Raw genomic sequence first — 13,919 nt, 5'->3', positions numbered from 1 at the left:
CCGCGGTACCGCCCAGCGGCCCGCCGCCGCGCGTGGCGGCAGCGCGCCGCCGCGCAGCCGCACCAGACCGCCCGCCCAGGGCTCGCGGCGGCCGCCGCGGCCCAAGGGGCCGCCCCGCACCAGCCCGGTCAACCGGCTGCGGCGCGCCTGGGACCGCCCGCTGACGGCCTACTACGTCGTCCTCGGCACCGGCCTGCTGCTCACCCTGCTCGGCCTGGTGATGGTCTTCTCCGCCTCGCAGATCCAGGCGCTCCGCTGGGACCTGCCGGCCACCTTCTACTTCCGCAAGCAGCTGCTCGCCGCCGCGCTCGGTGCCGTGCTGCTGCTGATCGCGTCCCGGATGTCGATCCGGCTGCTGCGTGCCCTCACCTATCCGTTCCTGGCCGGCGGCGTGGTCCTGCTGGTCCTCGTCCAGGTGCCGGGCATCGGCGTCTCGGTCAACGGCAACACCAACTGGATCGCCGTGGGCGGCTCGTTCCAGCTCCAGCCGAGCGAGCTCGCCAAGCTGGCCCTCGTGCTGTGGGGCGCCGACCTGCTCGCCAGGAAGGGCGAGCTGCGGCTGCTCACCCAGTGGCGGCACCTGCTGATCCCGCTGCTGCCCGGCGCGCTGCTGGTCTGCGGCCTGGTGATGGTCGGCGGCGACATGGGCACGGTTGTCATCCTGGTGGCGGTCGTCTTCGCGCTGCTCTGGCTCTCCGGCGCGCCGGTGCGGCTGTTCGGCGGCGCCTTCGCCGTGGTCGCGGTCCTCGGCGTCGTGTTCATCGCCAACAGCCCGCACCGGATGGACCGGATCACCTGCCTCGGCGCCGGCGACGCCGAGCGTTGCCAGCAGGCCGTGCACGGGATCTACGCCCTCGCCTCGGGCGGCTGGTTCGGCTCGGGACTGGGGGCCAGCGTGGAGAAATGGGGCGAACTTCCCGAGCCCCACACGGACTTCATCTTCGCCATCACGGGCGAGGAACTGGGCCTAGCGGGGACGCTGTCGGTCCTCGGTCTCTTCGCGGCTCTAGGCTATGCGGGTATCCGCGTGGCCGGACGCACGGAGGATGCCTTCGTGAGGTATGCCGCGGGAGGGGTGACGGCGTGGCTGATGGTCCAGACCGTCATCAACATCGGCGCGGTGCTGGGCCTGCTGCCCATCGCCGGGGTGCCTCTTCCGCTGTTCTCCTACGGGGGCTCCGCCCTGCTGCCCACCATGTTCGCCGTCGGGCTGCTGATCGCCTTCGCGCGCAGCGAGCCGTCGGCCAGGGCGGCGTTGGCCGCGCGGGACCCCGGGCACAGATGGAAGACGATGAGACGGCGCCGCGTCGCGGCACCGTCCGGAGAGCGGTGAAATTCGGTGCATGTTGTCGTCGCCGGCGGGGGGACCGCCGGCCACATCGAGCCGGCGCTCGCCCTCGCGGACGCCCTTCGCAGGCGCGATCCCACCGTGGGCATCACGGCCCTCGGCACGGAGCGCGGCCTGGAGACCCGCCTGGTGCCCGAGCGGGGCTACGAGCTCGGCCTGATCCCGGCCGTTCCGCTGCCGCGTAAACCGACCCCCGAGCTCTTCACCGTGCCGGGCAGGCTGCGCGGCACGGTGAAGGCGGCCGAGGAGATCCTGGAGCGCACCAAGGCCGACTGCCTGGTCGGCTTCGGTGGCTACGTGGCCATGCCCGGCTACCTCGCGGCCAAGCGGCTGCGGGTGCCGATCGTGGTGCACGAGGCCAACGCGCGCCCCGGCCTGGCGAACCGGATCGGTGCCCGCTACACGCGCTTCGTCGCCGTCTCGACGCCTGACAGCAAGCTGCGCAACGCCCGGTACCTCGGCATTCCGCTGCGCCGCTCGATCGCCACCCTCGACCGGGCCCGCGCCCGGCACGAGGCCCGCGCCTTCTTCGGCCTCGACGCCAACCTGCCCACCCTGCTCGTCTCCGGCGGCTCGCAGGGCGCGCGCCGGTTGAACGAGGTCGTCGCCAGTGTGGTGCCGGTGCTCCAGCGGTCCGGGGTGCAGGTGTTGCACGCGGTCGGCCCGAAGAACGAACTGCCCCAGGTCGACACGATGCCGGGAATGCCCCCCTACATCCCGCTATCGTATGTGGACCGCATGGACCTCGCGTACGCCGCGGCCGACATGATGCTCTGCCGCGCCGGCGCGATGACCGTCGCCGAACTGTCGGCGGTCGGGCTGCCCGCCGCCTATGTGCCGCTGCCCATCGGCAACGGCGAACAGCGGCTCAACGCCCAGCCGCTGGTGAAGGCCGGCGGTGGCCTGCTGGTCGACGACGCCGAGCTGACGGTGGAGTGGGTCAGGGGCAACGTCCTGCCGGTGCTGACCGATCCCGGCCGGCTGCTCGCGATGTCGCGGGCCGCGGCCGAGTTCGGTCGCAGGGACGCCGACGACCTGCTGGTCGGGATGGTGTACGAGGCGATCGCGGCGCGCCGGGCCTAGCCCGGTCGGCGCGGGAACGGGGAGACGAGAGCGTGGCCGAGGCGACCACCGCCCAGCGTGAAGCGGACCGACGGCGGTCGGAACCCGGCCCGCCCTCGTCCCGCCCGCCGCGCCGCCGCCGCTGGCTGCCGGGCCGTCGCCTCGCCATCGTGCTCGCGGTGCTCGCGGCCGCCCTCGGCGGCTTCGGCGGCTGGGCGTTCTACGGCTCCGACTGGCTGCGGATCGAGCACGTCTCGGTGCGCTGGCGGGACGACGGGCCGCGGAACCTGACGCGGGACCAGGTGCTCGAGGCGGCGGGCGTGCCGCTCGACTCCCCGATGATCTCGCTGGACAAGGACGCCATCCGGCGCCGGCTGCTCGACCGGCTGCCGAGGCTGGAGTCGGTCGAGGTGGTCCGCGCCTGGCCGCACGGTGTGGGCCTGCGGCTGACGGAGCGGGAGGCGGAGGCGCTGATCCCCGTCGGTGACCGCTATCTCGAGGTGGACGAGGACGGCGTCCGGTTCGGCGAGGTCGCCGAACCGATCGACGGGGTGCCGCTGCTCGAACTCGACCTCGACGAGGGGCCCGGGCTGCGCCGGTTCGGGGAGGACGGGATCCGTCGTGAGGCGGTGGCCGTGGCGCTGTCGCTGCCCGACGCGGTGCGCGAGGACCTCAGAACCATCAGGGCCTCCTCCTTCGACTCCATCACCCTGGAGTTGACCGGGGACCGCACCGTCGTCTGGGGCAGTTCCGAGCAGCCGGAGGCGAAGGCGGAAGCGCTCGCGGCGGTGATGGAAGCGGCCGGCGACGCACGGCACTTCGACGTCAGCGCGCCCACCGTGCCGGCGGCCTCGAATGATTGACGAGGCGTCGGAAACGCGCGGGGGACAGGGCCATCGCCGCAGGCCAACACCCTGGTTGGCGAGGTCGGAGCGTGATCACATAGGGTGAAAAGAAAAACAGGAGGTTCGGCGTGTTCGTTGAACGCGTACCACTTGTCGACTTAGTGTCCGTTCCTAGGATTCCCGGGAACGACAAGCACGGGTAACCCTAAACTGAAGCGTTAGGGTTCGGGGCGGTCATCCCTACCGTCCCACAGGCATCAGTCGGCGCACTGCGGCTCACGCGGAGCGGCGACACGTAAATCGAGGCGAGAGGCCTTCGACGTGGCAGCACCGCAGAACTACCTCGCAGTCATCAAGGTCGTCGGCATCGGCGGCGGTGGCGTGAACGCCATCAACCGGATGATCGAGGTCGGTCTCAAGGGCGTCGAGTTCATCGCGATCAACACCGATGCGCAGGCGCTGCTGATGAGCGACGCCGACGTCAAGCTCGACGTCGGCCGGGAGCTCACCCGCGGCCTCGGCGCGGGTGCCAACCCCGAGGTGGGTCGCAAGGCTGCCGAGGACCACCGCGAGGAGATCGAGGAGGTCCTCAAGGGGGCCGACATGGTCTTCGTCACCGCGGGCGAGGGCGGCGGCACCGGCACCGGCGGCGCTCCGGTCGTGGCGAACATCGCTCGGTCCCTGGGCGCGTTGACCATCGGCGTGGTCACCCGCCCGTTCACCTTCGAGGGCCGACGCCGGGCGAACCAGGCGGAGGACGGCATCGCCAGCCTGCGCGACGAGGTCGACACCCTGATCGTCATCCCCAACGACCGACTGCTGTCCATCTCGGACCGCCAGGTCAGCGTCCTCGACGCCTTCAAGTCCGCGGACCAGGTGCTCCTCTCCGGCGTCCAGGGCATCACCGACCTCATCACCACCCCCGGCCTGATCAACCTCGACTTCGCCGACGTCAAGTCCGTGATGTCGGAGGCCGGTTCCGCCCTGATGGGCATCGGCTCGGCCCGCGGCGACGACCGCGCGGTGGCCGCCGCCGAGATGGCCATCTCCTCGCCACTGCTCGAGGCCTCCATCGACGGCGCCCGCGGCGTGCTCCTCTCCATCTCCGGCGGCTCCGACCTCGGTCTCTTCGAGATCAACGAGGCCGCCCAGCTGGTCAGCGAGGCCGCGCACCCGGAGGCCAACATCATCTTCGGCGCGGTCATCGACGACGCCCTCGGCGACGAGGTGCGGGTCACGGTGATCGCGGCCGGCTTCGACGGCGGCCAGCCGCCCGCCCGCAGCAGGGACCGGGTGCTCGGCTCGTACGGTTCCAAGGAGGAGAGCGGCTCGTCCTCGCTCGGCCAGGAGCGGACCGCGCCCGAACCGGAGCCGGAGCGGCTCTCGTTCGGCGGCCTCGGCACCCTGCCCTCCCGCGACCCGGGCCCGCTCGGCGACCGGGACTCCTCGCCGGTCGGTGGCGTCGAGCCGGCGGCGGAGCCCGTCCGTGAGGCGCCGAAGAGCGCCCCGCAGGTGCCCTCGGCCCGCCCGTACGACGGCGGCCAGGTCGAGGAGCTCGACGTCCCCGACTTCCTGAAGTGACCGACAGTGTCGACGGTGGTTCGTCGGAACCGCCATGTGAGCCCGACGTGATGGACCCGTGATAGATCGACAGAACACGGACAGCGGCGCCCACTTCGCCTTCACCGACCGGTGGGGCGGGGTGAGCGCCGCTCCGTATGACACGCTCAACCTCGGCGGCGCGGTCGGCGACGACCCGGCGGCCGTGCTGGCCAACCGGGAGCTCGCGGCGAAGGAGCTCGGCCTCGACCCGGCCGAGGTGCGCTGGATGCGACAGGTGCACGGCCGTGCCGTGGCGGTGGCCGACCAACCGTGGCCGGCTGGCGAACCGCCCGAGGCCGACGGCATGGTCACGGCGCGCCGGGGCCTCGCGCTCGCGGTGCTGACCGCCGACTGCACCCCGGTGTTGCTCGCCGATCCGGAGGCGGGGATCGTGGGCGCGGCGCACGCCGGGCGCCCGGGGCTGCTGGCCGGTGTGGTGCCGGCGACCGTCGAGGAGATGTGCCGACTCGGGGCGCGTCCCGAGCGGATCCTCGCGCGGACCGGCCCCACCGTCTGCGGCCTCTGCTACGAGGTGCCGGCGGAGATGCGGGAGGCCGCCGATCTCGCGGTGCCGGGCAGCGGGGCGACGACCCGTGAGGGCACCCCGGCGATCGACATCCCGGCGGGGGTGCGGCGGCAGCTCGCCGACCTCGGCGTCGGGGACGTCGTCCTCTCACCGGTCTGCACCCGGGAGTCGGCCGACCACTACTCCTACCGCCGGGAGCGGACCACCGGCCGGCAGGCCAGCTACGTCTGGGTCGCCCCGTGAGTGGTGAACGCGAACCGGGCGAAGCGCCCACGTCCCCCGATGCGCGGCGCGTGCGCCCGGCGCGCGAGATCGAGTTGGCTACCGGCCTCGCCCGGGTGGAGGAGCGCATCGCCCGCGCCTGTGACGCGGCGGGGCGCAGCCGGGACGACGTGACCCTGATCGTCGTCACCAAGACCTATCCCGCCGAGGACGTCAGGCTGCTCGCCGGGCTCGGCGTGCGGGACTTCGCGGAGAACAAGGACCAGGAGGCGGCCGCCAAGGCGGCGGCGCTCGCGGATCTTCCCCTCACCTGGCACTTCGTGGGGCAGTTGCAAACGAACAAGGCGCGTTCCGTGACCGGTTACGCGGATTTTGTGCATTCGGTGGATCGCGCGCGCCTGGTGGACGCGCTCTCACGCGCCGTCGCGCAACGGGAGCGCGCCCCGCTCAGCTGTTTGATCCAGGTCGCCCTGGAGAAGGAATCCGGCCAGGGCACCGGCCGGGGCGGCGTCGACCCCGGTGGGGTCATCGAGTTGGCGGCCGCGCTGTCGGCCGCGCCCGGGCTGCGCCTGGCCGGGCTGATGACGGTGGCGCCGCTCGCCGGCGCGTACGCGGGGTCGCCCGGTGCCGCGTTCGAGCGGCTGATGGAGTTGGCGAGGGACCTGCGAGGGGTCGATCCTGCTGCGAACATGGTCTCGGCGGGGATGAGCGCGGACCTGGAGGAGGCGATCGTCGCCGGGGCGACACACGTGCGTGTAGGCAGCGCGGTACTCGGAGTCCGCCCTGCCCTCGGGTAACGTCGCCAAGCAAAGGACCACAGCCGAAAATATGGTCATTCCCGAAGCATTCGGGCAGGTTACGTGGATCCAGGGCCCCGGAGGTTCGGAGCCGATCCACCACAGAGCGGAGGACGCAGTCGATGGCTGGCGCGATGCGCAAGATGGCGGTCTACCTCGGCCTCGTGGAGGACGACGGCTATGACCGCCCGGGGTACGGCCCCGATGACGAGTTCGAGCCCGAGCCCGAGCCGGAGCGGCCACGGCGTCAGGAGACGCACGAACCGCCGCGCAGGGAGCGGGTCGAGGAGCCGGTGCGGGTGGTCCACCCGCCGGCCCAGCGCGAGACGGAGCCAACACCCGCTCCGATTCTGGCGGAAAGCAGACGACCCGGGAGGATCGCTCCCGTGTCATCCATCACATCAGAACGACAGAACGCGGAGAAGAGCGCGCCGGTGATCATGCCCAAGGTCGTGTCAGAGCGGGAGCCGTACCGGATCACCACGCTCCACCCCAGGACGTACAACGAGGCCCGTACTATCGGGGAACACTTCCGCGAGGGGACCCCGGTGATCATGAATCTGACCGAGATGGATGACACGGACGCAAAGCGACTTGTCGACTTTGCGGCTGGTCTCGTCTTCGGTCTCCATGGCAGCATCGAGCGGGTGACGCAGAAGGTGTTCCTGCTGTCGCCTGCTAACGTCGACGTAACGGCGGAGGACAAGGCCCGCATCGCGGAGGGCGGGTTCTTCAACCAGAGCTGACGACAGCAGTACAGGAAGCGCGAGTTCCGGCCGAGCGGCCGGGGCATGAGAACAGGGGAGAGGGACAGGCAGGATGGGCATCGTTCAACAGGTGATCCTGATTGCCTTGTACTGCTTGCTCGGCCTGCTGCTCTTCCGTTTGGTGATGGACTACGTCTTCATGTTCGCGCGCTCCTGGCACCCCGGCAAGGCCATGGTGGTCGCCCTGGAGGCCACCTACACTGTCACCGATCCGCCGCTGAAGGCGCTACGGAAGGTCATCCCTCCCCTGAGGTTCGGTGGGGTGGCGCTTGATCTGTCGTTCTTCGTACTCATGATCATCGTCTACATCCTGATCAGCGTCGTGGGCGGGCTGTGAACGAGTACGGTCTTGCCGATATGCCGACGAATCACGTTGAGGTGAAGAGATGCCGTTGACCCCCGAGGACGTGCGGAACAAGCAGTTCACAACCGTCCGTCTGCGAGAAGGCTACGACGAGGACGAGGTCGATGCCTTCCTCGACGAGGTCGAGGCAGAGCTGACCAGGTTGCTGAGGGAGAACGAGGACCTCCGCGCCAAGCTGGCCGCGGCCACCCGGGCGGCAGCCCAGAACCAGCAGAACATGCGTAAACCCGAGCCGCAGGACCGTCCTGGCGGGCCCATGCCCGCCATATCAGGACCGCAGGGCGGCCCGCAGACCCAGCAGATGGGCGGCCCTCCACAGCTGCCCGCGGGTCCCGGGGGTCCTGGTGGGCCTGGCGGTCCGGGGCAGATGGGCCAGGGCGGCCCGATGGGTCCCGGTGGTCCGGGGCAGATGGGCCAGGGCGGCCCGATGGGTCCCGGTGGTCCGGGGCAGATGGGCCAGGGCGGCCCGATGGGTCCTGGCGGTCCCGTGCAGATGGGCCAGGGCGGCCCGATGGGTCAGGGCATGGGCCAGGGCGGCCCGATGGGTCCCGGCGGCCACGGCATGGGTGGGCCCGGCATGGGCAACCCGGGTCTCGGCGGCCCGCCGCAGATGCAGCAGCCCGGTGGCAACGAGAGTGCCGCCCGCGTGCTGTCGCTCGCGCAGCAGACGGCCGACCAGGCCATCGCCGAGGCGCGTTCCGAGGCCAACAAGATCGTCGGTGAGGCGCGCAGCCGCGCCGAGGGTCTGGAGCGGGACGCCCGCGCCAAGGCGGACGCGCTCGAGCGGGACGCCCAGGAGAAGCACCGCGTCGCGATGGGCTCCCTCGAGTCGGCGCGCGCCACCCTGGAGCGCAAGGTCGAGGACCTGCGTGGCTTCGAGCGCGAGTACCGCACCCGGCTGAAGTCCTACCTGGAGAGCCAGCTGCGCCAGCTGGAGAGCCAGTCCGACGACTCGCTCGCCCCGCCGCGTACGCCGTCCCCGTCCGCGCCGTCCCTGCCGCCTTCGCCTTCGCCCTCGCTGGCCTCGGCCGGCGCGCCGACGGGCCCGGGGCCGATGGGCGGTCAGCAGTCCATGGGCGGTCAGCCGATGTCCGGGCTGGCGCCGCACGGCGGTCACCCGGGCCACGTGGGCCAGGGCGGCCCCGGCTCCTACGGCGGGCAGCAGCAGATGTCGCCGGCCATGACCCAGCCGATGGCACCGGTCAGGCCGCAGGGCCCGCAGCCGATGCAGCAGGCGCCGTCCCCGATGCGCGGTTTCCTCATCGACGAGGACGACAACTGACGCGTCGCACGCGCGCCGGCGCATAGGGCGCACGAACAGGGGCGGGGCCCGGATCGTTGATCCGGGCCCCGCCCCTTTCGCCGTGCGTCAGTTCTTCCTGAGCCGGAAGGAGCCGCCCAGGGCCTCGTCGCCGAACGGGGCGCCGAAGCTCTCGTCGCCCGCGCCCTCCGCGAAGTCGGTGGCCAGCACCTCGCTGCTGATCAGCGCCTGGTGGTCGGCCAACGCCCGGGTGAGCTCCGGGTCCTCGGTCGTCCAGCGCACCGCGATCCGGTCCACCACGTCGAGGCCGCTGTTCTTCCTGGCCTCCTGGACCAGCCGGATCACATCCCGCGCCAGGCCGGCCCGGCGCAGCTCGGGGGTGATCTCCAGGTCGAGGGCGACCGTGGCGCCCGCGTCCGAGGCCACCGACCAGCCCTCGCGCGGGGTTTCGGTGATGATGACCTCCTCGGGGCTGAGCGGCACCTGCTCGCCATCGACCTCGACGAAGGCCGTGCCGGCGCGCAGCGCGGCCGAGAGCTCGGCCGCGTCCGCCTCGGCGATGGCCCTGGCCACCGGCTGGGTGCCCTTGCCGAAGCGACGGCCCAGCGCCCGGAAGTTCGCCTTGGCCGTGGTGTCGACGAGGGAGTCGCCCATGTCGGAGAGCGCGGCGAGGCCCGCCACGTTGAGCTCCTCGGCGATCTGCTCCCGCAGGTCGTCCCCGAGCAGTTCGAAGCCCTGCGCGGCGACCAGCGCCCGGGAGAGCGGCTGGCGGGTCTTCACGCCCGACTCGGCGCGGGTGGCCCGGCCGAGCTCGACGAGGCGCCGCACCAGCAGCATGTCGCTGGACAGGTCGGGGTCGACCAGCGCCGGGTCGGCCTCCGGCCAGTCGGTCAGGTGCACCGAGTCGGCGGCGCCCGGGGTCACCGGCACCACCAGGTCCTGCCAGACCCGCTCGGTGATGAACGGCACCAGGGGGGCCATCAGCCGGGTCACGGTCTCCAGCACCTCGTGCAGGGTGCGCAGCGCGGCCGGCTCGGCCTGCCAGAAGCGGCGGCGCGAGCGCCGCACGTACCAGTTGGACAGGTCGTCGACGAAGGTGGAGATCAGCTTGCCCGTGCGCTGGGTGTCGTAGCTCTCCAGGGCCTTGGTGACGGCCTCGACCAGCGCGTTGAGCTCGCTGAGCAGCCAGCGGTCGAGCAGCGGCCGGTCGGCGGGGGCCGGGTCCGAGTCGCTGGGGGCCCAGCCGCCGGTGCGGGCGTACAGGGCCTGGAAGGCCACGGTGTTCCAGTAGGTCAGCAGGGTCTTGCGGACCACCTCCTGGATGGTGCCGTGCCCGACCCGGCGGGCGGACCAGGGCGAGCCGCTGGCCGCCATGAACCAGCGGACCGCGTCCGCGCCGTGCCGCTCCATCAGCGGGATGGGCTCCAGGATGTTGCCCAGGTGCTTGGACATCTTGCGGCCGTCCTCGGCGAGGATGTGGCCGAGGCAGACCACGTTCTCGTAGGAGGAGCGGTCGAAGACCAGGGTGCCGACGGCCATCATCGTGTAGAACCAGCCGCGGGTCTGGTCGATGGCCTCGCAGATGTACTGGGCCGGGTACTGGCGCTCGAACTCCTCGCGGTTGCGGTGCGGGTACCCCCACTGGGCGAAGGGCATGGAGCCCGAGTCGTACCAGGCGTCGATGACCTCGGGGACCCGGGTGGCGGTCAGCGAGCAGCCCTCGGCCGGGCAGCCGAAGGTGACCTCGTCGATGAACGGCCGGTGCGGGTCGAGGCCCGACTGGTCGGCGCCGGTCAGCTCGCTCAGCTCGGCCAGCGAGCCCACGCAGGTCAGGTGGTCCTCCGCGCAGCGCCAGATGGGCAGCGGGGTGCCCCAGTAGCGGTTCCGGGAGAGCGCCCAGTCCACATTGTTGTTGAGCCACTCGCCGTACCGGCCGTGCTTGACGGAGTCGGGGAACCAGTTGGTCGCCTCGTTCTCCCGCAGCAGGGCCTCCTTGACCCGGGTGGTGCGGATGTACCAGGAGGGCTGTGCGTAGTAGAGCAGCGGGGTGTGGCAGCGCCAGCAGTGCGGGTAGCTGTGCTCGTAGGCGACGTGCCGGAAGAGCAGGCCGCGCTCGGCCAGGTCCGCCACCAGCGCCTCGTCGGCCTTCTTGAAGAACTGGCCGCCGACCAGCGGCAGCTCCGCCTCGAACGTGCCGTCGGTGCGGACCGGGTTGACCATCGGCAGCCCGTAGCCGCGGCAGGTCAGCAGGTCGTCCTCGCCGAAGGCCGGGGCCTGGTGGACCAGGCCCGTGCCGTCCTCGGTGGTGACGTAGTCGGCGAGCACCACGAAGTGGGCCTCGGTGTCGCCGAAGTCGACCAGCTCGAAGGGGCGCTGGTAGGCCCAGCGCTCCATCTCGCGGCCGGTGAAGGTCTGCCCGGTGGCCGACCAGCCCTCGCCCAGCGCCTTGTCGAGCAGGGCCTCGGCGACCACGAGGCGGTCGGTGCCGTCGGTGGCGACGGCGTAGGTGACGTCGGGGTTGACGGCGACCGCCGTGTTGGAGACCAGGGTCCAGGGTGTGGTGGTCCACACGAGCAGCGCGGCCTCGCCGGCCAGCGGCCCGGAGCGCAGCGGCAGCCGGACGTAGACCGAGGGGTCGACGACCGTCTCGTAGCCCTGGGCCAGCTCGTGGTCGGAGAGGCCGGTCTCGCAGCGCGGGCACCAGGGGGCGACCCGGTGGTCCTGCCCGAGCAGGCCCTTGTCGAAGATCTGCTTCAGCGACCACCACACGGACTCGATGTACTCCGGGTCCATGGTGCGGTAGGCCTCGTCCAGGTCGACCCAGTACCCCATGCGCCGGGTCAGCTCGGCGAAGGCGTCGGTGTGCCGGGTGACGGACTCACGGCACCTGGCGTTGAACTCCGCGATGCCGTACGCCTCGATGTCCGGCTTGCCGCTGAAGCCGAGCTCCTTCTCGACGGCCAGCTCGACCGGCAGGCCGTGGCAGTCCCAGCCGGCCTTGCGGGGGACGTGGTAGCCGCGCATGGTGCGGAAGCGGGGGAACACGTCCTTGAAGACGCGGGCCTCGATGTGGTGGGCGCCCGGCATGCCGTTGGCCGTGGGTGGGCCCTCGAAGAGCACCCACTCGGGGCGACCCTTGGACTGGTCGAGGCTGCGGGCGAAGGTCTGGTTCCGCTGCCAGAGGTCGAGCACCTCGTGCTCGAGCGCTGGCAGGTCGACCTGGGCCGGTACGTGGCGGTACTGCGTCATCGGTCCTCCGGCGGACACACACTCTGCGTTCTCCGTCGGAGGGACGAGAGCGAGCGCTCCCGCGGTACCACCCTCCTTGGCCGGGCCCGCCTCTGCTGGCGGTGACCTCGGCCCACTCATTGGGCCGCGACTGCCGGGTCTACTCGCCGTGTCCGGCCGGGGCCGGGGGCTTTCTTCCGACGACTCGGGGGTGATCTTCACGCCGCGCACGCCCCTGGGCTCACACCGTCCCCAGGTCGCTCACGGCTGCCGGCCGACGCTACTCGTCCCCTTCAACGCCTGTCGCTCCGGCCAGTGTACGGGGCGCGGCCGGGGCGCGACGACCGGTTATCCCGGGGCCGGGCGGGGCACAACGCTTGGAGACCGGCGCGCCCTCGTTGCCGCGCGCGGGGAGTCGATTTATCGTTCCGGTCACGATTCGCGAGCAAGATCACACTATGTGAAGGGGCCGCCGCCATGGTGGCAGCGAAGAAGACCACACAGCAGGCGACGGCGCAGCAGGACGACGAGCGGCGGTCGGGGGCCGCCAAGAAGGCCACGAGCGGCAGGCGCGCGGCGAAGAAGGCCGCCGGGGCCGAGCCCGCCGCCGAGCGAACCACCGGCACCACCAGCAGCAGCAAGCGCACCACGACCGCCAAGCGCACGACGGCAGGGAAGACGGGAGCCAAGAAGGTGGCAGCGAAGAAGAGCACCACGAAGGACGCCCCGGTGGACACGGTGGACGGCGGCGCTGCGGTGCCCCAGGCCCGCGTCTCGGCCACCGCCGCGCCCGGTGACCTCGCGGTGCGCAGCGGCGAGGACCCCTGGACCCCGGAGGAGGTGGCCGAGGCCCGCGGCGAGCTCGCCGCCGACGCCGAGCGGCTGCGCGCCGAGATCGCCGCCGCCGAGGCCGCCCTGACCGGCCTGATGCGGGACTCCGGCGACGGCGCGGGCGACGACCAGGCGGACACCGGCACCATGAACGTCACCCGCGAGCACGAGATGGCCCTGGCCACCAACGCCCGCGAGATGCTGTACCAGACGGAGCGGGCGCTGCAGCGCATCGACGCCGGCACCTACGGCCTATGCGAGAACTGCGGGCGGCCGATCGGCAAGGCCAGGATGCAGGCGTTCCCCAGGGCCACCCTGTGCGTCGACTGCAAGCAGAAGCAGGAGCGGCGGTTCTAGGTCCCGTCCGGGCGGATCGACTCAGGCTGACGTTTGTCGCACTGGAGTGTCGTACCCTCATTCCCGTGAGCGAGGCGGAGCGGATCATCGAGACACCGGACGAGCGCCCCACGGCCGATGAGCCGGGCAAACCGGATGAATCGGCCGAGGTGGAGTCGGTCGAGGAGGACGAGGGGGTCCCCGCCGACCGGGGCCGGCGGCGGATCGCCGTGGTCGCCTGCGTGGCGGCCTTCGCCTACGCCCTCGACCTGATCACCAAGATCCTCGCGGTCGAGTACCTGGAGAACCCCACGCCGCCCAGGAGCATCGACGTCATCGGCGACTGGCTCCGCTTCGAGGCCGTCCGCAACGCCGGCGCGGCCTTCGGCATCGGCTCCGCCTTCACCATCGTCTTCACCTGCATCGCGGCCGCCGTGATCGTGGTCATCATCCGGCTCGCCCGCCGGCTGTACAGCACCCCGTGGGCCATCGCGCTCGGGCTGCTGCTCGGCGGCGCCCTCGGCAACCTCACCGACCGGATCTTCCGGTCGCCCGGCGCCCTCCAGGGGCACGTCGTCGACTTCATCGCGCCGCAGAACTTCGCGGTGTTCAACCTGGCCGACTCGGCCATCGTCTGCGGCGGCTTCCTGATCGTGCTGCTCTCCTTCCGCGGCCTCGATCCGGACGGCTCCGTGCACCGGGACTGACCCGCCGTCCGGCATACTCGATC

General features: G+C 71.7%; 12 protein-coding genes. 11 read left to right on the top strand and 1 reads right to left on the bottom strand.

The genetic code is table 11. The features are described 5' to 3' along the window. From ftsW to ACFWI8_RS31675, 9 genes are all read left to right on the top strand, one after another. The coding region (ftsW, locus tag ACFWI8_RS31715; RefSeq protein WP_387098623.1) for a putative lipid II flippase FtsW at positions 1 to 1,333 on the top strand (1,333 nt) is incomplete at its 5' end. A gap of 6 nt (positions 1,334 to 1,339) precedes the next feature. Continuing rightward, positions 1,340 to 2,431, top strand: a complete 1,092-nt coding sequence (gene murG, locus ACFWI8_RS31710; RefSeq protein ID WP_387098621.1) for an undecaprenyldiphospho-muramoylpentapeptide beta-N-acetylglucosaminyltransferase — start codon at positions 1,340 to 1,342, stop codon at positions 2,429 to 2,431. A 32-nt stretch (positions 2,432 to 2,463) separates the two neighbouring features. Next, positions 2,464 to 3,273 carry a cell division protein FtsQ/DivIB gene (locus ACFWI8_RS31705; protein ID WP_387098619.1) on the top strand — a complete coding sequence of 270 codons (810 nt, stop codon included), beginning with the start codon at positions 2,464 to 2,466 and terminating at the stop codon, positions 3,271 to 3,273. 303 nt (positions 3,274 to 3,576) lie between these two features. After that, a complete protein-coding gene (gene ftsZ, locus ACFWI8_RS31700; RefSeq protein WP_387098617.1) occupies positions 3,577 to 4,836 on the top strand; it encodes a cell division protein FtsZ in 1,260 nt (419 codons plus the stop codon). Between the two features lie 58 nt (positions 4,837 to 4,894). Further along, a complete protein-coding gene (gene pgeF, locus ACFWI8_RS31695; RefSeq protein ID WP_387098615.1) occupies positions 4,895 to 5,626 on the top strand; it encodes a peptidoglycan editing factor PgeF in 732 nt (243 codons plus the stop codon). A gap of 50 nt (positions 5,627 to 5,676) precedes the next feature. Beyond that, entirely contained in the window at positions 5,677 to 6,402 is a 726-nt protein-coding gene (locus ACFWI8_RS31690; RefSeq protein ID WP_387098613.1) for a YggS family pyridoxal phosphate-dependent enzyme, read from the top strand. A 122-nt stretch (positions 6,403 to 6,524) separates the two neighbouring features. Then, complete coding sequence (locus ACFWI8_RS31685) at positions 6,525 to 7,148, top strand: cell division protein SepF (protein ID WP_387098611.1); 624 nt, start codon at positions 6,525 to 6,527, stop codon at positions 7,146 to 7,148. A 73-nt stretch (positions 7,149 to 7,221) separates the two neighbouring features. Beyond that, a complete protein-coding gene (locus ACFWI8_RS31680) occupies positions 7,222 to 7,506 on the top strand; it encodes a YggT family protein (protein ID WP_132929912.1) in 285 nt (94 codons plus the stop codon). 49 nt (positions 7,507 to 7,555) lie between these two features. Next, complete coding sequence (locus ACFWI8_RS31675; protein WP_387098608.1) at positions 7,556 to 8,815, top strand: DivIVA domain-containing protein; 1,260 nt, start codon at positions 7,556 to 7,558, stop codon at positions 8,813 to 8,815. 87 nt (positions 8,816 to 8,902) lie between these two features. Here the strand turns inward: ACFWI8_RS31675 and ileS are convergent, their stop codons facing one another. Continuing rightward, positions 8,903 to 12,043: an isoleucine--tRNA ligase gene (ileS, locus tag ACFWI8_RS31670; RefSeq protein ID WP_387098606.1), complete on the bottom strand. Its 3,141-nt coding sequence runs from the start codon at positions 12,041 to 12,043 to the stop codon at positions 8,903 to 8,905. A 456-nt stretch (positions 12,044 to 12,499) separates the two neighbouring features. Here ileS and ACFWI8_RS31665 point away from each other — a divergent pair, with 456 nt between their 5' ends. Beyond that, complete coding sequence (locus tag ACFWI8_RS31665; RefSeq protein ID WP_387098604.1) at positions 12,500 to 13,210, top strand: TraR/DksA family transcriptional regulator; 711 nt, start codon at positions 12,500 to 12,502, stop codon at positions 13,208 to 13,210. 65 nt (positions 13,211 to 13,275) lie between these two features. Then, positions 13,276 to 13,896 carry a signal peptidase II gene (lspA, locus tag ACFWI8_RS31660; RefSeq protein WP_387098602.1) on the top strand — a complete coding sequence of 207 codons (621 nt, stop codon included), beginning with the start codon at positions 13,276 to 13,278 and terminating at the stop codon, positions 13,894 to 13,896. The last annotated feature ends 23 nt before the right edge of the window (positions 13,897 to 13,919 follow it).

The organism is Streptomyces sp. NPDC127098 (assembly GCF_042722465.1).
Taxonomy (GTDB): Bacteria; Actinomycetota; Actinomycetes; order Streptomycetales; family Streptomycetaceae; genus Streptomyces; species Streptomyces millisiae.
The sequence above is the reverse complement of the archived record's forward strand: the minus strand, read 5'-3'. Positions and strand labels throughout refer to the sequence as shown.